Here is a 19,950-nt window from a genome sequence, read left to right on the forward strand (position 1 = left end):
ACCTCCACACCTGCGCGGCTCACCCGCGCCGCAGCCGCCCCCGGCACAGCCAGCGGCGCTCTCAACATCACCGCTGCTTCACTGCGGCACGACATCCCCGCCGCTGCTCGCACCCACAGGCACCGTGCCATCGCTCATCTGTGCTTTGTCGACTTCTGCAAGCAACGCCTCATCGCGTGCAATGACTTTGGGCAGATGCGTACGCAAGAATTCGACCCAAGTCCGTGTCTTAGCGTCGATGAACTTACGCGACGGGTACAGTGCGTAAATATTCATCTTCTGCGCTGTATATTCCGGCAACACGCGCACCAACGTTCCATCACGCAAACCTGAAATCGCGGCGTACAGCGGCACCATGCCAATGCCCATCCCTTCACGAATCGCAACAATCAGCGACTCGGCGATGTTCACGTGCACCGGCCCATTCACCTCCATCGTTTCGCAGCCATTCGGCCCGTCGAGCACCCAATCGTGCGGCGGAAACGCCGGAGTGTGCAGAATCAAACACTCATGATGCGCCAGTTCGGCTGGTTTCTGCGGCGCGCCATGAGTGCGCACGTACGCCGGCGAAGCGCACAAGATGCTGAAGGTCGTTCCCAACGGAAGCGACACGAGATCTGAATTAGGCAACGTGGAAGCGAGGATCACCGCGACATCGGCACTGCCTTCGAAAAGATCGGGCATGCGCTGCGACATCGTCAGTTCGACAGTCACCTCGGGATACAGCGCGCGATAGCGCGAAATAGCCGGCAGCACATAATGCTGACCAATGCTGGCAAAGCTATGCATCCGCAAAGCGCCGGTGGGGCGCTCGTGCGCGCAACTGGCTTCTTCTTCCGCGGTGCCGACATCTGCAAGTATCTGCTGACATCGTTTCAGATAACGTTCGCCTGCGGTGGTAAGCGCGAGCCGTCGCGTGGAACGGTTCAGCAACCGAGTCCGCAAATGAGCTTCGAGCTCCGAAACCGCGCGAGACATCGCGCCAGTCGTTGAATTGAGCGACTGCGCGGCGCCGGTGAAACTACCGGCTTCGACCACGCGCACGAACACTCGCATATTTTGTAACGTATCCATCGATCCTTCTATTTCACGGCAGAGGCCATATTGTCCGCCTGTCTCGGATGCGCATTGTTGTTCGTTTTGGAAGGAACGTTCCGCCTCGGTCCCCTTAATGCGCGCGTAGCATGCTCCTACAATCGGCGCCTTGCGTGCCGGAGTGAGCAACAGTGTTCTCCGGTGCTTCTTTCCGCGACCAACCGAGGTGTATTGCTTTCAAATGAAACGCGAACATGCGATCAGGCCGACGGCCGATTCCGTCCGGCAGTGGAGCGTCATGTTGCGATCGCTCAGTCCAGTCGTTCTGGATTGGGCTAATAGCGATGGCCTGGTCTGGCTGCATCTGCTGAAAACGGTCACCGCTGGTCTGCTGGCGCTGGGCATTGCGATGCTGCTGGATCTGCCGCAACCGCGCATTGCGATGACTACGGTGTTCGTCCTGATGCAGCCGTTCAGCGGAATGGTGCTCGCCAAGAGTTTCTACCGAATTCTCGGGACTGCGGTGGGCACAGCCGCCGCGCTCGTGCTGGGTGCATTGTTCGTCCAGCAGCCCGAGTTGTACATGATCGGCATGATTTGCTGGGTCAGCGCCTGCATTGCGGCAGCGGTCCGGTTTCGGCATTTCAGGTGGTACGGCTTTGTGCTTGCAGGTTACACCGCTGCGCTGATCGGCATCCCGAATGTCACGGCGCCTCATGACCTGTTTCTGGCGGCGCTTACGCGCGCGGCGGAAGTGGCGGTCGGCATCGTGTCTTCGAGCGCGGTGAGCGCGCTGATCGTGCCACAACGATCGAGCCTTGCGCTGCGGCACACACTACAGTCTCGATACAGAAATTTTACTGCGTTCGCCGCCGACGTGCTGGTTCGCGGCCTTGAGCGTGGTCAATTCGAGCGACGCTTTGCGAATCTCGTCGATGAGATCGTCGGTTTCGAGGCGACGCGCACGTTTGCCGCCTTCGAAGATCCGGCCATGCGTTCCCGCAGCCAGCATCTCGGCCGTCTGAACAGCGAGTTTATGGATGCCTGCGCGCGGCTGCATGCGCTGCATCAGCTGCTCAAGCGTCTGCGTGTAAATGGTTCGATGGCGATCGCCACGGCGATCAAGCCGTACCTCCACGAATTGGCTGCGCTCATGGCGCAGCCGCCCGAGGCGACCGTCGACGCATCGCGCATGGCAACCCGTTTGCAGCACTTTCAGGCGAGCTTGCCGCGGCGCGTGCGCGAAACGAGAAGGCCGCTGGAAGCTTCGCCTGCGGAATCGCTTGCGGACTTCGATACTGCTGCGGAACTGCTGTACCGGTTCGTCGACGAATGGATCCGCTACTCGGGGACCTACGCGTCGCTGACGCGGCGCAAACAGGCAGGTCTGCCGCAAGCCACCAGCCGTTACGTGAGCAAAACCAACAGCTTTGTCGTCGCGATGACATTTATCCGCTCGGCCGTGGTCATAGCGATCGCAAGCTGGTTCTGGATCGCGACAGACTGGCCGAGCGGAGGCCTGGCCGTGATCGGCGCGGCACTGGCGTGCGCGCTGACATCGACCGCGCCGAACCCTTCAAAGATGGCAGTACAGATGGCCGTCGGCGCCGTGCTGGCGACCATGACCGGTTATCTGTTCACCTGCTACGTGTATCCCAACATCGATGGCTTTCCGCTCCTGTGCATCACGCTTGCGCCGGTGCTCGCGCTCGGTGCATTCGTCGCCACGCGCAAACTCGCGGCGGGATATGGGATCGGTTTCTCGGTGTTTTTTTGCCTGCTCGCCGGGCCCGACAACGTCGTCGCTTACGCGCCGGATCTGCTGATCAACAATGGCATTGCGCTTATCGCGTCGCTGTTGCTGGCGGCGCTTGTGTTCGCGATCGTTTTCCCGGCTGACATGCCCTGGCTCATCGCGAAAATCATGGGTGACCTGCGCGCGCAAGTCGTGTCTGCATGCAAGGACGAACTGCCGGGACTCAATCAACGCTTTCAGTCGAGCACACACGATCTGACTTCCCAGTTGCGCGTGCTATTGGCGCGACGCTCCCGGCGTCGCCGCGATGCTTTGCGCTGGATGCTCGCGACGCTTGAAGTGGGCCACGCCGTGATCGATCTGCGCAACGAAGCGGTCCGCGCGGAGTATGCGCACGCACTGCATCCGCGTTGGGGCAGCGCCGTCGAGCACACGCGCGACGACCTCGCGCGGCTCTTCGAGCGGCCCGATGCGCGGAGTCTCGAACGCGCGCTGGCGTCCGTGAACTCGGCCGCGCGGATTGCGCAGGATGTGCTGCAAACGGTTCATGCCGAGCGCGACAAGCGTCACGACCTGCAGCGCATTTTGAGTTGCCTGCACTTTATCCGCACTGCGTTGCTCGACAAGGACGCACCGTTCAATGTGCGTTGAGTGATGGGCGCGGAGTCATGTGGCTTCAGTTATGTCGACATGAAGCATGTGACCTGAACCAGGTGGCCCGAATCAAGTGGCTTGAATCCAGTGGCCAAAATCCTGTCGCCCGAATCCTGTCGCTCAACTTATAAGCCTCGATTCACCGCCGTCACTCGCACACGCCACGATCCACCCTATACGCCGATCCTTCTTCAGGATGGAAAGATCACTTCCGGGCGGCCCCGTTTATCTGCGTGGATGGTAACCATATAGTTTCATCACTGCCTCGCAGTAATCGTAAGTCCTGGAGAGAGAAATGAAAGTGTTGAAAATCGCCCTGATCGCCTGCTCTTTGTCTGCTGTCGTCGCTCAGGCTCAAACGGCTCCCGCCGCCCCGCAACAGACCACGCAAGCCACTGCGCAGCACGACGCGAACGCGGATACGCGAGGCCGTGCCGCTGCACCGGCAGCCAAAGCTGAAGAGTGCGTCGGGCCTGTGAGCTTCTGCAACATCTACTTCGGCAGCTGAGGCAGCGTCGCGCATCGCCCTTGAAATACGTGCAAGACCTGTCGCGACCATCTGACGCGCGACGAACTCCCCGGCCGCGACGCCGTCCTGTCGTGACGCCGCGGCGGGGGTGACAATCCGGCTATTGAGTGAAGCACACCGCAGACGTGCGCATCGGTAGGCCGGACTGGTGATTATGGAGAGACTGAGTTTCATGTACCAAGACCGGATTCGCTGCGCCTCGCTGCGCGGAAAAATCACTTCAGCCGCCGAAGCGGCGCTCCTGATTCAGGACGGCATGCGCGTCGGCGCGAGCGGTTTTACCCGCGCGGGCGATGCCAAAGCCGTTCCTGTTGCGCTTGCCGAGCGCGCGCGTCAGGAAGGCAAGCCGCTGCGCATTACGTTGATGACCGGTGCCTCGCTCGGTCACGATGTGGATCGCATGCTCACCGAGGCGCACGTGCTGGCTCGGCGCTTGCCGTTCCAGGTGGACAAGACGCTTCGTGACGCCATCAATCGCGGCGAGGTCATGTTCGTCGATCAGCATCTGTCTGAAACCGTCGAGATGCTGCGCGCGAACCAGCTCGGCAAACTCGACATCGCCATTATCGAAGCCGTCGCGATCACCGAGACCGGCGGCATTGTGCCGACTACGTCGGTAGGCAATTCGGCCAGCTTTGCGATTCTTGCCGACAAGGTCATCGTCGAAATCAATCTGGCTCAGTCGCTCGCGCTCGAGGGACTGCACGACATCTGGATTCCGGGCCGCAGGCCGCACCGTGAGCCGCTGCCGATCGTCCGTCCGCAAGATCGCGTCGGCACCAAAGCGATCGAGATCCCGCCTGAGAAGATCGCGGCGATCGTCATCACCGATATGCCTGACAGTTCGTCCACGGTGCTGCCGGCGGATGCCGAAACACAGTTGATCGCCGGTCATCTGATCGAGTTTTTCCAGCACGAAGTGGCGCACGGGCGCATGCCCCGGCAGTTGCCGCCGTTGCAAGCGGGCATCGGCACGATCGCCAATGCCGTGCTGGCCGGCTTTGTCGATTCGCCTTTCGAAGCCTTCGAAATTTACTCAGAAGTGCTGCAGGATTCGACCTTCGACCTGATGGACGCGGGTAAGGTAACGTTCGCCTCCGGCGCGTCGATTACGTTGTCGGCCACGCGCCAGGCGCAGGTGTTCGGCGAACTCGAACGCTATCGCGATCGTCTGGTGTTGCGTCCGCAAGAAGTCAGCAACCATCCGGAAGTTATTCGCCGGCTCGGTCTGATTGCGTTGAATACCGCGCTGGAATTCGACATTTACGGCAACGTGAATTCGACCCACGTGGGCGGCACGCACATGATGAACGGTATCGGCGGGTCGGGCGATTTCGCGCGCAATGCGTCGTGCGCGATCTTCGCGACCAAGTCGATGGCCAAGGGCGGTCGCATTTCGAGCATCGTGCCGATGGTGCCGCATTGCGATCACAACGAGCACGACGTGGACGTGGTCGTGACGGAGCAGGGACTCGCCGATTTGCGCGGACTCGCCCCGCGGGAACGCGCCACGTTGATCATCGAAAATTGCGTGCATCCGCTGTATCGCGATCTGTTGCGCGACTACTATCGGGAAGCATTGAAGGGCGGCGGGCAAACGCCGCATCAGTTGGATCAGGCCTTCGCCTTGCACACGCGGCTGCGTGATACCGGTTCGATGTTGCCGGCGCAGGAAGCGGGGCTTTAAAGTCGGACGGGTTTAACGTCAAACCGGCGTCAGGTGGCTTTCGCCCCTGACGCCGTGAGACTTCTCATGCGGCGCTCAGGTACCTCGCCGGATGAGGCGGATAAGAAACAATAGAACGACCGCGCCGATGACCGCGGTGATGATCGAGCCGATCCAGCCGCCGCCGAGCGAAATATGCAGCACGCCGGCGAGCCAGCCGCCGATGAACGCGCCGACAATCCCGACAATGATGTCGACGATCAGGCCGAAGCCGCCGCCCTTGACGAGCACACCTGCCAGCCAGCCGGCGATCGCGCCGATGATGAGCCATGCAATGATGCCGTGTTCCATAATCGAGACTCCATGGTTGAATGTGAAAAATTCACGGTGTCAGAGCTTAGTCGAAGGTTATGGGACAGTCCATATTCAGGACGCGGAATTAACATTGTCTAAATCTATTGCAAGCTAAGTGTAGACGATGCACGCGAATATGGGGAACTTACGCCCTATGCTTACTCAGGCGTCGGCTCCGCTTCTCTGGCGGTCCAACTCACGCTGGAGACACTCTTTTCCATGCTGATGCGGCTGGCCATCTGTTCGAGCTTCGACTGATCTTTGGGATGCATCTTTAGCGTTGCCGTCACACGAATGCGTCCAGGGTCGTTTTCGACGTCTTCGCTCGTCAGGCTTTGAAACGACAGCGGCGTCGAATACATGGAGTTGGAGACGGCGGTACGAATGTGAATCTCGTCGGCCTCGCGGCAGACAATCGTCAGCACGTATTCGCGCACGAGGTCGGCGTTCGATACCGGCGTCGCGTTGATCATTCGGCTGACTTCACGCAGCACGGTGTTGGTCAGCAGTACGACCAGGGTGCCGGCCAGCGCCGGCCCGTAATGACCGGCGCCGCACAAAACACCCACCGCCGCAGAGCACCACAAGGTCGCCGCGGTGTTGATTCCCTGAATGGAACCCTTGTCGCGCATGATCACGCCGCCGCCGAGAAAGCCGACGCCGGAGACCACGTATGCGGCGATCTGGGTGATGCCGGTCGTGCCGTTGCCGGTCAGCACGCCGAGCGTAACGAACAGGCACGCGCCGCTTGCGACCAGCGTGATGGTGCGCAAGCCGGCATTGCGCTGACGCATCTGCCGTTCGAGGCCGATCGCCACGCCACAGGCGAAGGCGGCGAGAAGCCGCAAGAGGAATTCAATTGTCATCGGTCTGCAAGGGTGAGGCGCGAGTTCGCACAGTGTGAACCTTGCGCGTGACACCCGCGCGTCCGTCCCGATGGGACAGGCGCGAGCAGTCGTGACGCAGCGCGCGAGCAAAGCGTCGCGACGCTCAAAGGCAAGGATGGCCGGCACGGCGTTCAGCCATGCGGATCTCACTGCAACTTGACTTGCAACAAGTGGGTAAGGGAATCAACGACGTGCACCGTCAGCCCGTAGGCAAGACGGCGACAGGCAAAGGCTGGCGCGGAAATCTTGCCGATCAGGCGATCGGGCGAATCGAAGCTCGACGGGTACTACTGCTACTGTCCAAGATCGTATTTCCGGATAAGTGAACTGGGCGGATTTTAGGCGCCTCTGCAAAATTAAGTCAAGCCACGATGAGGCGAGGCGACGAATGAGTTGCGCTGAATGTTTTGGGAAGTTTCCGTGCAAATCGGAGGCCTATTCCCACACAAATACGGACTCCGAATGTTGACGGTATCCATCCCGGAAAACACACTGTCTGCATAACGCGGGCACTTCGTGCGGGCCTTGGCGTTTGATCCGCGTTTTTATTTCCGGCGGTTCCGCTTACGCATTGGCCAGATGTCGTTGCGCCGGGATGCGCACCACGTGGCGGGTTCTTGCCGCTGCTTGCCGCTTCCTACCGCTTCTTGCCGTTTCCGCCGCCCATCCGAATTGAGGAATGTATGAAAGTTAAAGCTCTTGGTGTCATTGCCGGCGTGTTGATCGCAGTTGCTCCGCTCGTATCGTTCGCCACGGCTTTGCCGGCGCCGTTTGAAGGTAGCAGCACGCTGCAGGCAGATGGCATCGTGAAGGCGGTCGATCAGGCAAACCATTCGGTCACGGTACTCGACGCGCAGGGCGGCGAAGCGTCGTTCAACGTTACCGATACGCGCAGTCTTGGGCAGATCAAGCAAGGCGGCAAGGTTCACATCCGCATGATGCGCAGTGCGGTGATAAGCGTCACGCGCAGTGCGGACGGGCAAAGCACGGCGGCCCAGTTTGGGCAGTCGAACGCGATTCAGAGCGTGACAGCCCGAGTCGAGGCCATTGACCATGCTTCCGGCATCATGGCGCTGAAAGGCGCGGACGGGTCGGTGTTCCATATACAGGGCCGCGACCCGGCAAAGACCGCGGGTGTGACGCCCGGCATGCAAGTGGTCGTGGCGTTCGCGCCGCAAGTCAGCGTGGCTGTGGCGCCCACGCAGTAACGGTGCCTCAATCGGGCTCGCCGGGCACGAGGCGCAGGCGCGTGATTTCGGAAGGCGCGCCCAAACGCTTCGGCGGCCCCCAGTAGCCTGTGCCCCGGCTCGTGTAGACCCAGAGTCCGTTCAGTCGCGCCAGACCGGCGGTGAACGGCTGCTGAAACCGCACGAAGAAGTTCCACGGGAAGAACTGGCCACCATGCGTGTGCCCGGAGAGTTGCAACGTGAAACCGGCCGCTGCTGCGGCCTCGGCAGAGCGCGGCTGGTGGGCGAGCAGTACCTTGATCAGCACGTCGCCAGGCGCGCCGGCGAGCGCCGCGACCGGATCGCTGCGGTGCAACGGGTCGTGATGGCCCGCTGAAAAATCGGTCACGCCGGCGATCACGGCGCGTGCGCCGTCGTGGTCCACGATCACGTGCTCGTTCAGCAGGACATTCAGTCCCAGGCGCCGGAATTCGTCGATCCAGGCGTTGGCGCCGGCGTAATACTCGTGATTGCCGGTCACGAGAAAAGCGCCGTGGCGCGCGCTCAACCGTGACAACGGCTGCGTGTGTCGGGTCAGTTGCGGTACGCTGCCGTCCACGATATCGCCGGTGACTGCGATCAGATCCGGCTTGAGGCGATTCACCGCGTCGACGATTGCGTCCACATAGCGGCCTTTAATGGTCGGGCCAACGTGAATGTCGCTGATCTGCACGATCGTGAAGCCGTCGAGCGCGGCGGGTAAATCGTCGATCGGCACTTCGATCGTTACGACCTTGGCGCGACGGCGAGCGTTGAACAGGCCGACAAGCGTGGAGAGCAGCGCGAGCACCGGCACAGCCGCTGCTGAACCGGTACGCCAGTGCGCGATCGCGATGGTGCTCGGCCAGATTGCGTCGACGGTCAGCAGTGAGGCGAGCGCGAGGTCCCGTACGAAAGTCAGAACCAGCAGTGACGAGAAGAAGCCCATGGCCAGCAGACCGACCCACGCGAGCCGGTCGCTGAGCGGCTGTTGTTTGATGGTGCGCGCCAGCATGCCGAGCGGAATGATAAAGATCGACAGCACGAGCCACAGCGCACACAGCCAACGGCCGGCGGTATCGATCGGCATGTCCGGAATCAGACGCAAGCCGACGTAGATGTGCAGCAGGATGCCAATCAGAATGATGCGAACAAGAAACGATGAGCGGCGCATAGAGAGGATCAAGGCGGGAAGGGGCCGGCACGAGCATAGGAGCGGCGGCTACTCGTCCGCTGCGGCAATGCAGTAATGGAACGAGCCGACCCATTCTACCGAGATGTGTAATCGCGTGCCGAGGGCGCCAATTTTGGTCGCAGGGTGACACGCCGCCTACATCCGAAAGTGCCTGGAAGGTACTGCAATGCACCATTGCCGCGGTCGTGTTTGACCCGTCCAGCCGGCTAATGCGACGCAATTAAATGGGCTTTGAATTGTGCTCGGGCGTGAGCTATCCTGAAATAGAGCCGGCTTGGATCAAAGCAAAAGCAAGGGCCAGCACGAAGGCCACGCAGACCAGTAGCGGTTCGTTTTGTCGCCGGTAGAGGGCGAGGCAGGAGGCGCACATGAAGCTGCTCAGATCAGGCAACCCGTTCCGCCATGCGCACCACGCGCATCACGTCGGACGCGAGGGGAGCCATGTCATGCTGCCGCTCGTGGTCATATCGGTGATGGCGATCGGCTTGTACTTCGGCGTGCGCGATATCGACTTTTCCGAGTTGGGCAAGAGCGCGCTATTCGATGTCGTCATGCTCTGCGTTGCCCTCGGTATCGCGGGATTGTTTGGCGTCGTCGGGGCATGGGTCAGGTCAAACGGTGACGACGCCGAAGAGGGCTTCTGCTTCATCGGCGCGCTGATCGGCGCCGTGGTGTTTTACGTGGCGCTCCTCCGTTGACCCTGCTCAACGGCGCCCCGGCGCCGTACGTCAGACGATCCGCGCGGCTTCGTCGAAAGCGAAGCGCGGGCTGCGCGGAAACAGCTTCGACGCGTCGCCGTAGCCGAGATTGATCAGGAAGTTCGACTTCACGGTCGTGCCGGCGAAGAAAGCTTCGTCGACCTTGGCGGTGTCGAAACCCGACATGGGACCCGTGTCCAGGCCTAGCGCGCGGGCGGCGAGAATCAGGTAGCCACCCTGCAGCGTCGAATTGCGAAATGCCGTATCGGCGATCGCCTTGTCGTTACCCGCGAACCAGCTGCGCGCGTCGGCGTGCGGAAACAGCTTCGGCAGATGCTCGTAAAACGCCATGTCCATCCCGACGATCACCGTGACCGGCGCTGCCATCGTCTTCTCGAGATTGCCTGCAGACAAAGCCGGACGCAGCTTCTCCTTGCCTTCCTGCGTTTTGACGAAGACAAAGCGGCCCGGGCTCGAATTGGCCGAGGTCGGGCCGAGCAGGACGAGTTCGATGAGTTGTTCGAGCAGGGCGTCCTCGACGGGTTTCGCCTGCCAGCCGTTATGCGTGCGCGCTTCGCGAAAAAGCTGATCGAGCGCCTGGTCGGAGAGAATCATGTTGGGGGTCCTTTGAAGGTTGCGGCTAGGGAATGAATACGACGGTCACGAATGGAAGCGCAAGTGGCGCGCGTGAGCGTCGTCCTGGTTGTCGCCATAATAGCCAAGGTTTTCAACCGCTCGCGCTTTGAGCGCTCGATCATACCAGGCAATCTCATGACGGATCTTTTCGCGCATTCTTGCGATGCTTTGCCGACGCCCGACGTCGACTGGTATCCCGATTGGCTGCCGCCCGCGGACGCGGCGCACGCCTTGACGCGACTCGTCGAAGAAGTCGAATGGCGCCAGGACATGATGGGCACGCCCGCCGGCCGCGTGCCGCTGCCGCGGCTGACTGCGTGGCAAGGCGAACCCGACGCCGTCTACGTTTACTCGGGAATTCGCAACGTGCCGCAACCATGGACGCCGACGGTTGCCGAACTGAAGGCCGCCGCGGAGTCGGTTTGCGACGCGCGTTTTAATAGCGTATTGATCAACCGCTATCGCAGCGGCACCGACAGCATGGGCTGGCATGCCGACCGCGAGCCCGAACTCGGCGCTCAGCCGGTGATTGCGTCGGTAAGCCTGGGCGTCGCGCGCACGTTCGACCTGCGGCATAACAAGACCGGCGTCGTGCAGTCTTTTTCGCTCAAGGGCGGCAGCTTGCTGGTGATGAAGGGCAATACGCAGGCGGATTGGCGGCACCGGGTGCCGAAGGAGCCGCGCGTAGCGGGCGAGCGGATCAATCTGACTTTCCGATGGGTGACGCCGCGCAGGGAGGGGCGGTGAATCGCCGGTCGATGGGGGCGCCAATCTGAACCAGCGGCAGTTTGGGACAGGCGCCAGCCCCAAAGAAGCATCACCCACGTAAGCACATAAAAAAGCACAGAGCGGATTCCACGCCAGCCGCCATCAGCCAAACGACGCCCAAATCTCGCCCAGGCGCCGCGCTCCCACCGACATCGCGGTCTATACCAAAATCGATATCACTGACGCGAATCATTTGATTGGACGGTTAACGCCCCGCACACTACGCTACATCACGATCCACGCACCGTGAGGGCCGCAATGGCTGGACGGGTGAGATGGATCGCTTGAATAACAACGATCAGGAGACAGTCATGGCGAATTCACGACGCGCAGCATGTCGTGCGTTGAGCGCACTCGCACTCTGCGCGGGTTTTGGCGCGCTGACGCTGGCCGCGCCGGGCGCTTACGCGCAAGACAAACAGATTACCCTCGGCTTTGCCCAGGTCGGCGCGGAAAGCGCGTGGCGAACCGCCAATACCGAGTCGGTCAAGTCCGCGGCGGCGGACGCGAAGATCAAGCTCAAATTCTCCGACGCGCAGCAAAAGCAGGAAAACCAGATCAAGGCGATTCGCTCCTATATCGCGCAGAAAGTCGACGTGATCGCCTTTTCACCGGTGGTCGAGTCGGGCTGGGAGCCGGTTCTGCGCGAGGCTAAAGCCGCAAAGATTCCGGTGATCCTCACCGACCGCAACGTCGACGTGAAAGACACCTCGCTGTACGTCACCATGATCGGATCCGACTTCCTGGAAGAAGGACGGCGCGGCGGTCACTGGCTCGCGGATCACTATAAGAGCGAGCAGGGCCCCATCAACATCGCCGAACTCCAGGGCACCGTCGGATCGGCGCCAGCCAACGATCGGCACTCCGGTCTGCTGGAAGTCATCAAAAACGATCCCAAGTTCAAGATCATCGCCTCGCAAAGCGGAGACTTCACGCTCGCCGGCGGCAAGCAGGTCATGGAGGCGTTCATCAAGACCTATGGAAATAAAATCAATGTGGTCTATGCGCATAACGACGATATGGCGCTAGGCGCCATCCAGGCGATGGAAGAGGCCGGCATGCATCCGGGCAAGGACATCACCATCGTTTCGTTCGACGCCACCAAAGGCGGCTTCCAGGCTATGGCCGCCGGCAAGATGAACGTGGACGTGGAGTGCAGTCCGTTGCTGGGACCGCAATTGATGTCGGCGGTGAAGGATGTGGTGGCCGGCAAGCCGCTGCCCAAGCGTATCCTGACAGAAGAGACAGTGTTCCCGATGAGCGTCGCTGCGCAAACGCTGCCAACACGTAAATACTGACATTAAGTAAATCAGGCTTCCTGATTGTGACAAGCGTGCCCGGCCGCGTAGACGAAGGCGCAGCCGGGAAGCGCCGTACCGACAGATCGAAAAAGGTTTCTCCAGCGGTGCCTGGCCGTCCGACTGCTTGGGCAGCGGACGGCCTCTTTTGCGCGCAGCTACGCTGGAGGCCGCCGAACCACGCACCGCCGATCGAGCGAGGCCTATGACGCATCACCCTTCCAGTTCAAAGCCGCTGGCTGGCGCCGCCGCTACCCAGCCCGGCGGCGCCGCGAGCGCACTCGAACCCGTTCTCGCCACCGCCGGCGTCAGCAAGACATTCCCGGGCGTGAAGGCGTTGCAGAGCGTCGATTTCCGCCTGTTCCCCGGCGAGATTCACACACTGATGGGACAGAACGGCGCCGGCAAATCCACTTTGATCAACGTGCTCACGGGCGTGGTCGCGCCCGAGGCCGGCACTATCCGCCTCGGTGGCGAGGTGGTGGCGTTTGCCTCGCCGCAGGAGGCCGAAGCGGCCGGCATCCGCACGCTGTATCAGGAAGTGAACCTGTGCTCGAACCTCTCGGTGGCGGAGAACATATTTGCGGGCCGGCAGCCGAAGCGCTTTGGCGCGATCGACTGGAACGACATCAAGCGGCGGGCTCAAGCCGCGCTGGCGCGCCTCGACGTGACGCTCGACGTCACCCGTTCGCTCGACGCCTATCCGATCGCCGTACAGCAGATGGTCGCCATCGCGCGGGCGCTCTCGGTCGATGCACGCGTGCTGATCCTCGACGAGCCGACCTCGAGCCTCGATGACAGCGAAGTTGCGCAGCTGTTCAAAATACTTCGGCATCTTAAGCAGTCTGGCATTGCGATTCTGTTCGTTACGCATTTTATCGAGCAGACGTATGCGATTTCCGATCGCATTACGGTAATGCGCAATGGCGAGCGCGAAGGCGAATATCTCGCACGCGATCTGCCAGCCGATCAGCTTGTGTCCAGGATGGTCGGCCACGAGCGCATGAGCGCGCGTTTGCGCGAAGCGGCGCAAGCAAGCCACGACGGCCACAACGGCCATGCAGGGCCGCAGGGTGCGCAGGCCGGCCAGCCGTTCATGGCGTTGCGCGGCGTCGGACGGCGCGGCTCGATGCAGCCGATCGACCTCGACGTGCAGCCGGGGCAAATCCTCGGCCTTGCCGGTCTGCTCGGATCGGGCCGCACGGAAACCGCGCGGCTCCTGTTCGGAGCCGATCGCGCCGACAGCGGCACGATGCTGGTGGAAGGCCGGCCCGTGCGGCTGCGTTCGCCACGCGACGCGGTGCGCCATGGCATCGGCTATTGCGCGGAGGACCGCAAGAAAGAAGGCATTGTCGCCGAGCTGTCGATCCGCGAGAACATCCTGCTGGCGTTGCAGGCAAGGCGCGGATGGTGGCGCAAGATCAGCCGGCAACGCGCGCGCGAGCTAGCTGATCTATGGATCGAGCGGCTCGGCATCAAGGCGTCGGATGCGGAACAGCCGATCGGCTTGCTGTCCGGCGGCAATCAGCAGAAAGCGCTTCTGGCGCGCTGGCTCGCCACCGATCCCAAGCTGCTGATACTGGACGAACCCACGCGCGGCATCGACATCGCGGCCAAGTTCGACATCATGGATCGTCTGCTGGCGCTGTGCGCGAGCGGCCTGAGCATCCTGTTCATTTCGTCGGAGATCAGCGAGGTGCTGCGCGTCAGTCATCGCGTGGCGGTGTTGCGCGACCGCCGCAAAATCGCCGAAGTGAGCGGCCAGGCCTCCAACGAAGACAATATCTATCGACTTATCGCGGGGAGCGGCGAATGAAGCTTTCGAACTGGATCGCGCGCGACGGCGCCGAGCGTCCGTTGATCTGGCCGTGCGTGACGTTGCTGTTGCTGTGCGGCCTGAACCTGTGGGTCAATCCGCATTTTCTGTCGCTGCGCATGCTCGACGGCCACCTGTTCGGCGCCCCGATCGATGTGCTGAATCGCGCCGCGCCGCTGGTACTCGTCGCCACCGGCATGACACTGGTGATCGCGACGCGCGGCATCGACATTTCGGTGGGCGCGGTGGTGGCGATCGCGGGCGCCGCCGCGGCCACCATTCTGGCGACCCAGCCGGTGGCGTCCGCCGGACTGATTGCGCAGGCGCTGCTGGCTGCGTTGATCACGGGTTTGCTGAGCGGCATGTGGAACGGGTTGCTGGTGTCCTTCGTCGGCATGCAGCCGATCATCGCCACCTTGATACTGATGGTCGCCGGGCGTGGCGTCGCGCAATTGCTGACAGCAGGGCAGATCATTCCGATCGGCGCGCCGGGCTATCTGTTCGTGGGCGGTGGTTACTGGCTCGGCGTGCCGTGTTCGGTCTGGATCGCCGCGGTGGCGGTGCTGGCCACCGCCGCGCTCGTCGAAGGCACGGCGCTCGGGCTTTTCATCCGCGCGATCGGCGTCAATCCGGTCGCCACGCGTCTGGTGGGTCTGCGGTCCAAGGCGCTCGTCTTCGCGGTGTACGGCTTCTCGGGGTTGACCGCGGCAATGGCGGGCATTCTCATCAGCTCGAACGTGCGTAGCGCCGATGGCAACAATGCCGGTCTGCTGCTCGAACTGGACGCGATTCTCGCGGTGACGCTCGGCGGCACCTCGCTGCTAGGCGGCCGCTTCAGCCTCGTGGGCACGGTGCTGGGCGCGCTGATCATTCAGACGCTGACTTACACCACCTATTCGATCGGCGTGCCCCCCGAGGCCACGCTCGTCGTCAAGGCGGCCGTGGTGCTGGCGGTGAGCCTGATCCAGTCGCCGGCGGCGCGCTCGCTCGCCATGTCGTTCGGCATGTCGGTCCGCCGGTCGCTCGTCAAGCAACATGGAGCGGCGCGATGAGACGAATCCTCGAAGCATGGGCTCATATCGTCGATCCGCGCACGCTGCCGATTGCCGTCACGATCCTGCTGTTCTGCGCGCTGTTCGGCTTCGGCTCGGTGATGTACACCGGCTTCTTCTCGTGGCAAGTGCTGCTCGATCTGCTGGTCGACAACGCGTTCCTGCTGATCGTGGCGATCGGCATGACGTTCGTGATCGTGTCCGGCGGCATCGACCTGTCGGTGGGCTCGGTCGTCGCGCTGACGACCATCGTCGAGGCGGTGCTCTCCGAACACATGCATTGGCCCGTGTGGGCGATCCTGCCGATCGTGTTGCTGATGGGCACCGTGTTCGGCGCGGTGCAGGGCGCGTTGATCCACTTCTTCCGCTTGCAGGCTTTCATCGTCACGCTGGCCGGCATGTTCTTCGCGCGCGGCCTGTGCTTTCTGATCACGACGCAGTCGATCACCATCACCGACCCGACGTTCCAGAAGATTTCGGCGTTTCGTCTCGACATCGGCGTCGGCTCGGTCACCGCCAACGTGCTGATTGCGTTCGTCACGCTGCTGGCAGCAATCTACGTCGCACATTTCACGCGCTTTGGCCGCAACGTGTACGCGATCGGTGGCAATGCGCGCTCGGCCTTGCTGATGGGCTTGCCGGTCGCGCGCACACGCGTCGGCGTGTATGCGCTGAGCGGCTTCTGTTCGGCGCTCGGCGGCGCGGTCTTCACGTTCTACGTATTGTCGGGCTACGGTTTGCAAGGGCAGGGCATGGAACTCGATGCGATCGCGGCGACCGTGATCGGCGGCACACTGCTGACTGGCGGGGTGGGCTATGTGATCGGCTCGCTGTTCGGCGTCGGCATTCTCGGCACGATCCAGACGCTGATCACTTTCGACGGCACGCTCAGTTCGTGGTGGACCCGCATCGTGATCGGCGCGTTGCTCTGCGCATTCTGCCTGTTGCAACGCCTGATCGAGCGTCACGCGAAATCAGTGGGGCGCCCTGGCGGCACCGGCGCAGTCGTGACCGCGGGACGCGAACGCGGGCACGCGGACGGATCGGCGCCGCCGGACACGCATGTGATTGGACGCGCGCCCGAACAGGCGTGAGCAGTGCGGTGGTGCCTCACGCGCTGAGTTGCCGGCCTCGGGTTTCGGGCAGCGTCAACGCAGCGAGGATCACGACACCGTACGCCGCCGCCGCGAACACGCCGATCGCGTGGCCGAGCGTCATCGTTTGCGAGACGTAGCCGATCAGGAACGGAAACGTTGCGCCGATTGCCCGCCCGAAGTTGTAGCAAAAGCCCTGGCCGGAGCCGCGCATGCGGGTGGGAAACAGCTCGGTGAGGAACGCGCCCATGCCCGAGAAAATGCCGGACGCGCAGAAGCCGAGCGGGAAGCCGAGCACCAGCATCGAGAGATTGTCGAGCGGCAGTTGCGTGTAGATCAGCGCAATTCCGCACGACGCCAGCGCGAACGCGATGAAGGCGCGCTTACGCCCGATCCTGTCGCTGACATAGGCGCCGGTGAGATAGCCGCAGTACGAGCCGACGATCACCACGCCCAGATAGCTGCCGGTACCGATTACGCTGAGATGCCGTTCGGTCTTCAGATACGTCGGCAGCCAGGTCGTCACTGCGTAGTAGCCGCCTTGTACACCGGTTGCCAGCACCGATGCGCGCAGCGTCGTCCACAGAATCTCGCCACGGAAAATGTCGAGCAGCGAGGTACGCGTTTGCGAGGCGGCCTGCGCCGCTTTCTGCTGCCGATGCACCTCGGGCTCGTCGACGAAGCGTCGGATCCAGATCACGAACGGCGCCGGCGCGATACCGATGGCGAACAGCACACGCCACGCGTAATCGGGCGGCACGAGCGAGAACACGGCCATGAAGAGCAGCGTGGAAATGCCCCAGCCGATCGCCCAGCCCGCCTGCACGAGGCCCACCGCTTTGCCGCGATCGCGCGCGCGGATCACTTCGCCGATCAACACCGCGCCTGCCGTCCACTCGCCGCCGAAGCCGAGGCCCATCAGCCCGCGCGCCCATAGCAATTGCGCGAAATTCTGCGCCAGCGCGCAAGCCAGCGTGAAGACGGCAAACCAGAGAATCGTGATCTGCAAGGTTTTGACGCGGCCGATGCGATCCGACAGCACGCCGGCGGCCCAGCCGCCGAGCGCCGAACTCAGCAGCGTGACGGTGCCGATCAGGCCGGCGTCGCCGCGCGTGATGCCCCATGTCGCGATCAACGTCGGAATGACGAAGCTCAGAAATTGCGTGTCCATCGCGTCGAGCACGTAGCCGATCTTGCAACTCCAGAAGGCGCGCTTCTCACTGCCGGAGATCTGCCGATACCACGCGAACGGGCCTTTCCCTGTGCCGGATGCGCCGTAAGTTTCAGCGTCGGCGGTCAACTGCGCTTCGGTTTCCATGCTTGCACTCCGGTCGTCGTGGGCCGCGGCTCGTCGCGCGGCAGGTGAGGGAAAAACGCGTTGGCTACAGCACCGCGAGCGTGGTGTTGGGAATGTCGGTCACGAGCATGTGTCCCGGCTTGTGAGCGATCGCGAACGGCAGACGCGCGCTTTCGATGGCGGCTTGCGGTGTGACACCGCAAGCCCAGAACACCGGCAGTTCGTCGCCGCGCACTTCGACGGCGTCGCCGAAATCGGGACGCGCCAGATCGCGAATGCCGATCAGCGACGGATCGCCGATATGAACCGGCGCGCCGTGCACGGCGGGAAAGCGGCTGGTGATCTGTATCGCGCGGATGGCGTCGGCGGCCTTCATCGGCCGCATCGACACGACGCGGTTGCCGCCGAATACGCCGGCCGCCACGTTGCGCTCGCGCGTGCGATACATCGGCACGTTGACTTGCTGTTCGATATGACGTAACGCGATGCCTTCGCGCCGCAGCATTTCTTCGAAGGAAAACGAGCAGCCGATCGCGAACACCACCAGGTCGTCGCGCCACAGTTCGTCGAGACTGCGCACTTCCTCGGCGCGCTCGCCATGCCGGTACACGTAAAACGCTGGCACGTCGTTGCGGATGTCGAGATCGGCGCCGAGCGCGGGCACGCGCCAGTCGCCCGGTTCGCCGATGCCCAGCAGCGGACACGCTTTCGGGTTGAGCGTGCAGAAGCGCAGAAAATCGTCGGCGTATTGACGGGGCAGGATGGCGAGGTTGGCTTGCGCATAATCTCCGCAGTAGCCGGCTGTCGGACCGGACAATCGGCGAGCGCGAATCTGCTGACGAAACTCGGATGGCGTGTAGGACATGAACTGCTCGGCTCCAGGTAGACCGGTGTGGCTGAAAACACTTCAGCGTTGCGACCCAGATTAGTAACGTCAAAAATATCCATCCAGCGAGTTTTTATTGCGTTTCGTTAAATTAAACTTAACAGCGCCGCAGCCGGTTTGCGGCGATGATCGCGTGCATTCCGCCGTTGTTGAGAGAGCTCCGCAATGAATACCCGCTTTGTCGAAACCTTTCTGACGCTCGCCCGCCTGGGCAGTTTTCGCGCGACCGCCACCGCCATGCACGCGACGCCCGCCGCGATTTCGCTGCGCATCAAGACGCTCGAAGCCGAGTTGGGCGTCGAGTTGATCGAGCGCGATGCCGCTGACTTTCAGCTCACCGTGAATGGCGAGCGGCTGCTCGCGCACGCGCGCTCGGTGGTGCAGGCCACGCGCTCGCTGCAACTGGCCGCGCAGGACGAGACGCAAGTGGCGACGCGATTGCGCCTCGGCGTGATCGAGACGGTGGTGCATAGCTGGCTGCCGGACTACATCCGGATGCTGAACCTCGAATACAACCGCATCGTCGTGGACCTCACGGTCGATTCGAGCGCGATACTCGGACCGCGTTTGCGGGCGGGCGAACTGGATCTGGTGATTCAGGTGGAGGAAACCGCGGAGCACGAGGCGTCGATCGTCTCGACCTTGCTGGCGAGCTATCCCGTGCGCTGGATCGCGCGCAGCGATCTGATACCGGCCAGCCGCGCGAAACATGTGCAGACGGTATTGAGCAAGCCCGTGCTGACGTTCGGCCGTGGTACCGCGCCTCAAATCGCGGTCGAAGGGATCGTGCAGGCGCTCGCAAAGCGCGCCGGCGTGCCGCTCGCGCAGACGCAGGTGACCTGCATGCCGTCGGTCGCGGTGATCGTGAAACTGCTGCGCGACGGTTATGGGGTGGCGGCCGTGCCCGCGTTATTCGTCGAGCCTTATCTGACCCGTGGCGAACTGGGCCAATTGCAGGTACGGCCATTGCCGCCACCGATCGACGTCGCGATGTACTACCGCGACGATGCCGACGTCGGTGTGCTCGCGGCATCCCGTGTCGCGCGCAACGCTTGCGATCAGTATGCGAAGGCGATGGGACGGCAGTTGATCGGGAAACGCTGAGGCATGCTGACGAACACGCC

The 19,950-nt window shown here is 62.5% G+C and carries 19 protein-coding genes; 12 read left to right on the forward strand and 7 right to left on the reverse strand.

The window, feature by feature from the left end:
- Window positions 1-78: 78 nt before the first annotated feature.
- Window positions 79-1,074 (reverse strand): LysR family transcriptional regulator, encoded by a 996-nt coding sequence (locus tag P0D70_RS13615; RefSeq protein ID WP_091802258.1) that lies wholly within the window; start codon window positions 1,072-1,074, stop codon window positions 79-81.
- 202 nt (window positions 1,075-1,276) lie between these two features.
- Here P0D70_RS13615 and P0D70_RS13620 point away from each other — a divergent pair, with 202 nt between their 5' ends.
- The 3 genes from P0D70_RS13620 (at window position 1,277) to scpC (ending at window position 5,661) form a co-directional block, all read left to right on the forward strand.
- Window positions 1,277-3,442, forward strand: coding sequence for an FUSC family protein (locus tag P0D70_RS13620; protein WP_408184876.1), 2,166 nt, complete (start codon window positions 1,277-1,279; stop codon window positions 3,440-3,442).
- 298 nt (window positions 3,443-3,740) lie between these two features.
- Entirely contained in the window at window positions 3,741-3,953 is a 213-nt protein-coding gene (locus tag P0D70_RS13625; protein ID WP_408184877.1) for a hypothetical protein, read from the forward strand.
- Between the two features lie 193 nt (window positions 3,954-4,146).
- Window positions 4,147-5,661, forward strand: a complete 1,515-nt coding sequence (scpC, locus tag P0D70_RS13630; RefSeq protein WP_408184878.1) for a succinyl-CoA:acetate CoA-transferase ScpC — start codon at window positions 4,147-4,149, stop codon at window positions 5,659-5,661.
- A 75-nt stretch (window positions 5,662-5,736) separates the two neighbouring features.
- On the opposite strand, the gene P0D70_RS13635 is transcribed toward scpC, so the two are convergent.
- Together P0D70_RS13635 and P0D70_RS13640 are read right to left on the reverse strand one after the other, a co-directional pair.
- Window positions 5,737-5,991 (reverse strand): GlsB/YeaQ/YmgE family stress response membrane protein, encoded by a 255-nt coding sequence (locus tag P0D70_RS13635; RefSeq protein ID WP_408184879.1) that lies wholly within the window; start codon window positions 5,989-5,991, stop codon window positions 5,737-5,739.
- Window positions 5,992-6,152: 161 nt separating this feature from the next.
- Window positions 6,153-6,860, reverse strand: a complete 708-nt coding sequence (locus P0D70_RS13640; RefSeq protein ID WP_408184880.1) for an MgtC/SapB family protein — start codon at window positions 6,858-6,860, stop codon at window positions 6,153-6,155.
- Window positions 6,861-7,018: 158 nt separating this feature from the next.
- On the opposite strand from P0D70_RS13640, the gene P0D70_RS13645 reads away from it, so the two are divergent.
- Both P0D70_RS13645 and P0D70_RS13650 read left to right on the forward strand, forming a co-directional pair.
- Entirely contained in the window at window positions 7,019-7,207 is a 189-nt protein-coding gene (locus P0D70_RS13645; RefSeq protein ID WP_408184881.1) for a hypothetical protein, read from the forward strand.
- A 357-nt stretch (window positions 7,208-7,564) separates the two neighbouring features.
- Entirely contained in the window at window positions 7,565-8,089 is a 525-nt protein-coding gene (locus P0D70_RS13650; protein WP_408184882.1) for a hypothetical protein, read from the forward strand.
- 7 nt (window positions 8,090-8,096) lie between these two features.
- Here P0D70_RS13650 and P0D70_RS13655 read toward each other — a convergent pair whose 3' ends face one another.
- On the reverse strand, window positions 8,097-9,260 hold the full coding sequence (locus P0D70_RS13655; protein ID WP_408184883.1) for a metallophosphoesterase: 1,164 nt from the start codon (window positions 9,258-9,260) through the stop codon (window positions 8,097-8,099).
- Between the two features lie 389 nt (window positions 9,261-9,649).
- Between P0D70_RS13655 and P0D70_RS13660 the strand changes: the two genes are divergently transcribed.
- Window positions 9,650-9,979, forward strand: a complete 330-nt coding sequence (locus tag P0D70_RS13660; protein ID WP_408184884.1) for a hypothetical protein — start codon at window positions 9,650-9,652, stop codon at window positions 9,977-9,979.
- 30 nt (window positions 9,980-10,009) lie between these two features.
- Here P0D70_RS13660 and P0D70_RS13665 read toward each other — a convergent pair whose 3' ends face one another.
- Entirely contained in the window at window positions 10,010-10,594 is a 585-nt protein-coding gene (locus tag P0D70_RS13665; protein ID WP_408184885.1) for a malonic semialdehyde reductase, read from the reverse strand.
- Window positions 10,595-10,750: 156 nt separating this feature from the next.
- Here P0D70_RS13665 and P0D70_RS13670 point away from each other — a divergent pair, with 156 nt between their 5' ends.
- From P0D70_RS13670 to yjfF, 5 genes are all read left to right on the forward strand, one after another.
- Window positions 10,751-11,362, forward strand: a complete 612-nt coding sequence (locus P0D70_RS13670) for an alpha-ketoglutarate-dependent dioxygenase AlkB family protein (protein WP_408184886.1) — start codon at window positions 10,751-10,753, stop codon at window positions 11,360-11,362.
- Window positions 11,363-11,694: 332 nt separating this feature from the next.
- Entirely contained in the window at window positions 11,695-12,681 is a 987-nt protein-coding gene (locus P0D70_RS13675; RefSeq protein WP_091808755.1) for an ABC transporter substrate-binding protein, read from the forward strand.
- A 205-nt stretch (window positions 12,682-12,886) separates the two neighbouring features.
- Window positions 12,887-14,497, forward strand: a complete 1,611-nt coding sequence (locus tag P0D70_RS13680; protein WP_408184887.1) for a sugar ABC transporter ATP-binding protein — start codon at window positions 12,887-12,889, stop codon at window positions 14,495-14,497.
- Window positions 14,494-15,549, forward strand: coding sequence for an ABC transporter permease (locus P0D70_RS13685; RefSeq protein ID WP_408184888.1), 1,056 nt, complete (start codon window positions 14,494-14,496; stop codon window positions 15,547-15,549). Before P0D70_RS13680 ends, P0D70_RS13685 begins: the two co-directional genes overlap by 4 nt.
- On the forward strand, window positions 15,546-16,643 hold the full coding sequence (yjfF, locus tag P0D70_RS13690; protein WP_408184889.1) for a galactofuranose ABC transporter, permease protein YjfF: 1,098 nt from the start codon (window positions 15,546-15,548) through the stop codon (window positions 16,641-16,643). The genes P0D70_RS13685 and yjfF overlap by 4 nt, the downstream gene beginning before the upstream one ends.
- Window positions 16,644-16,659: 16 nt before the next feature.
- Here the strand turns inward: yjfF and P0D70_RS13695 are convergent, their stop codons facing one another.
- Both P0D70_RS13695 and P0D70_RS13700 read right to left on the reverse strand, forming a co-directional pair.
- On the reverse strand, window positions 16,660-17,961 hold the full coding sequence (locus tag P0D70_RS13695) for an MFS transporter (protein WP_408184890.1): 1,302 nt from the start codon (window positions 17,959-17,961) through the stop codon (window positions 16,660-16,662).
- Between the two features lie 64 nt (window positions 17,962-18,025).
- Complete coding sequence (locus P0D70_RS13700; RefSeq protein ID WP_408184891.1) at window positions 18,026-18,805, reverse strand: putative hydro-lyase; 780 nt, start codon at window positions 18,803-18,805, stop codon at window positions 18,026-18,028.
- 186 nt (window positions 18,806-18,991) lie between these two features.
- Between P0D70_RS13700 and P0D70_RS13705 the strand changes: the two genes are divergently transcribed.
- Window positions 18,992-19,930 carry a LysR family transcriptional regulator gene (locus tag P0D70_RS13705; RefSeq protein ID WP_408184892.1) on the forward strand — a complete coding sequence of 313 codons (939 nt, stop codon included), beginning with the start codon at window positions 18,992-18,994 and terminating at the stop codon, window positions 19,928-19,930.
- Window positions 19,931-19,950 lie beyond the last annotated feature (20 nt).

Origin of the sequence: Paraburkholderia sp. RL17-381-BIF-C (assembly GCF_046026435.1) — a bacterium.
Classification (GTDB): domain Bacteria; phylum Pseudomonadota; class Gammaproteobacteria; order Burkholderiales; family Burkholderiaceae; genus Paraburkholderia.

What these genes read in the sequence shown, in the direction of transcription:
- yjfF (WP_408184889.1), top strand. Translation starts at nt 15,546, where the DNA reads ATGAGACGAATCCTCGAAGCATGGGCTCATATCGTCGATCCGCGCACG.
- P0D70_RS13615 (WP_091802258.1), bottom strand. Translation starts at nt 1,074, where the DNA reads ATGGATACGTTACAAAATATGCGAGTGTTCGTGCGCGTGGTCGAAGCC.
- P0D70_RS13685 (WP_408184888.1), top strand. Translation starts at nt 14,494, where the DNA reads ATGAAGCTTTCGAACTGGATCGCGCGCGACGGCGCCGAGCGTCCGTTG.
- P0D70_RS13660 (WP_408184884.1), top strand. Translation starts at nt 9,650, where the DNA reads ATGAAGCTGCTCAGATCAGGCAACCCGTTCCGCCATGCGCACCACGCG.
- P0D70_RS13665 (WP_408184885.1), bottom strand. Translation starts at nt 10,594, where the DNA reads ATGATTCTCTCCGACCAGGCGCTCGATCAGCTTTTTCGCGAAGCGCGC.
- P0D70_RS13695 (WP_408184890.1), bottom strand. Translation starts at nt 17,961, where the DNA reads ATGGAAACCGAAGCGCAGTTGACCGCCGACGCTGAAACTTACGGCGCA.
- P0D70_RS13700 (WP_408184891.1), bottom strand. Translation starts at nt 18,805, where the DNA reads ATGTCCTACACGCCATCCGAGTTTCGTCAGCAGATTCGCGCTCGCCGA.
- P0D70_RS13680 (WP_408184887.1), top strand. Translation starts at nt 12,887, where the DNA reads ATGACGCATCACCCTTCCAGTTCAAAGCCGCTGGCTGGCGCCGCCGCT.
- P0D70_RS13670 (WP_408184886.1), top strand. Translation starts at nt 10,751, where the DNA reads ATGACGGATCTTTTCGCGCATTCTTGCGATGCTTTGCCGACGCCCGAC.
- scpC (WP_408184878.1), top strand. Translation starts at nt 4,147, where the DNA reads ATGTACCAAGACCGGATTCGCTGCGCCTCGCTGCGCGGAAAAATCACT.
- P0D70_RS13655 (WP_408184883.1), bottom strand. Translation starts at nt 9,260, where the DNA reads ATGCGCCGCTCATCGTTTCTTGTTCGCATCATTCTGATTGGCATCCTG.
- P0D70_RS13705 (WP_408184892.1), top strand. Translation starts at nt 18,992, where the DNA reads ATGAATACCCGCTTTGTCGAAACCTTTCTGACGCTCGCCCGCCTGGGC.
- P0D70_RS13645 (WP_408184881.1), top strand. Translation starts at nt 7,019, where the DNA reads ATGCGGATCTCACTGCAACTTGACTTGCAACAAGTGGGTAAGGGAATC.
- P0D70_RS13635 (WP_408184879.1), bottom strand. Translation starts at nt 5,991, where the DNA reads ATGGAACACGGCATCATTGCATGGCTCATCATCGGCGCGATCGCCGGC.
- P0D70_RS13625 (WP_408184877.1), top strand. Translation starts at nt 3,741, where the DNA reads ATGAAAGTGTTGAAAATCGCCCTGATCGCCTGCTCTTTGTCTGCTGTC.
- P0D70_RS13650 (WP_408184882.1), top strand. Translation starts at nt 7,565, where the DNA reads ATGAAAGTTAAAGCTCTTGGTGTCATTGCCGGCGTGTTGATCGCAGTT.
- P0D70_RS13675 (WP_091808755.1), top strand. Translation starts at nt 11,695, where the DNA reads ATGGCGAATTCACGACGCGCAGCATGTCGTGCGTTGAGCGCACTCGCA.
- P0D70_RS13620 (WP_408184876.1), top strand. Translation starts at nt 1,277, where the DNA reads ATGAAACGCGAACATGCGATCAGGCCGACGGCCGATTCCGTCCGGCAG.
- P0D70_RS13640 (WP_408184880.1), bottom strand. Translation starts at nt 6,860, where the DNA reads ATGACAATTGAATTCCTCTTGCGGCTTCTCGCCGCCTTCGCCTGTGGC.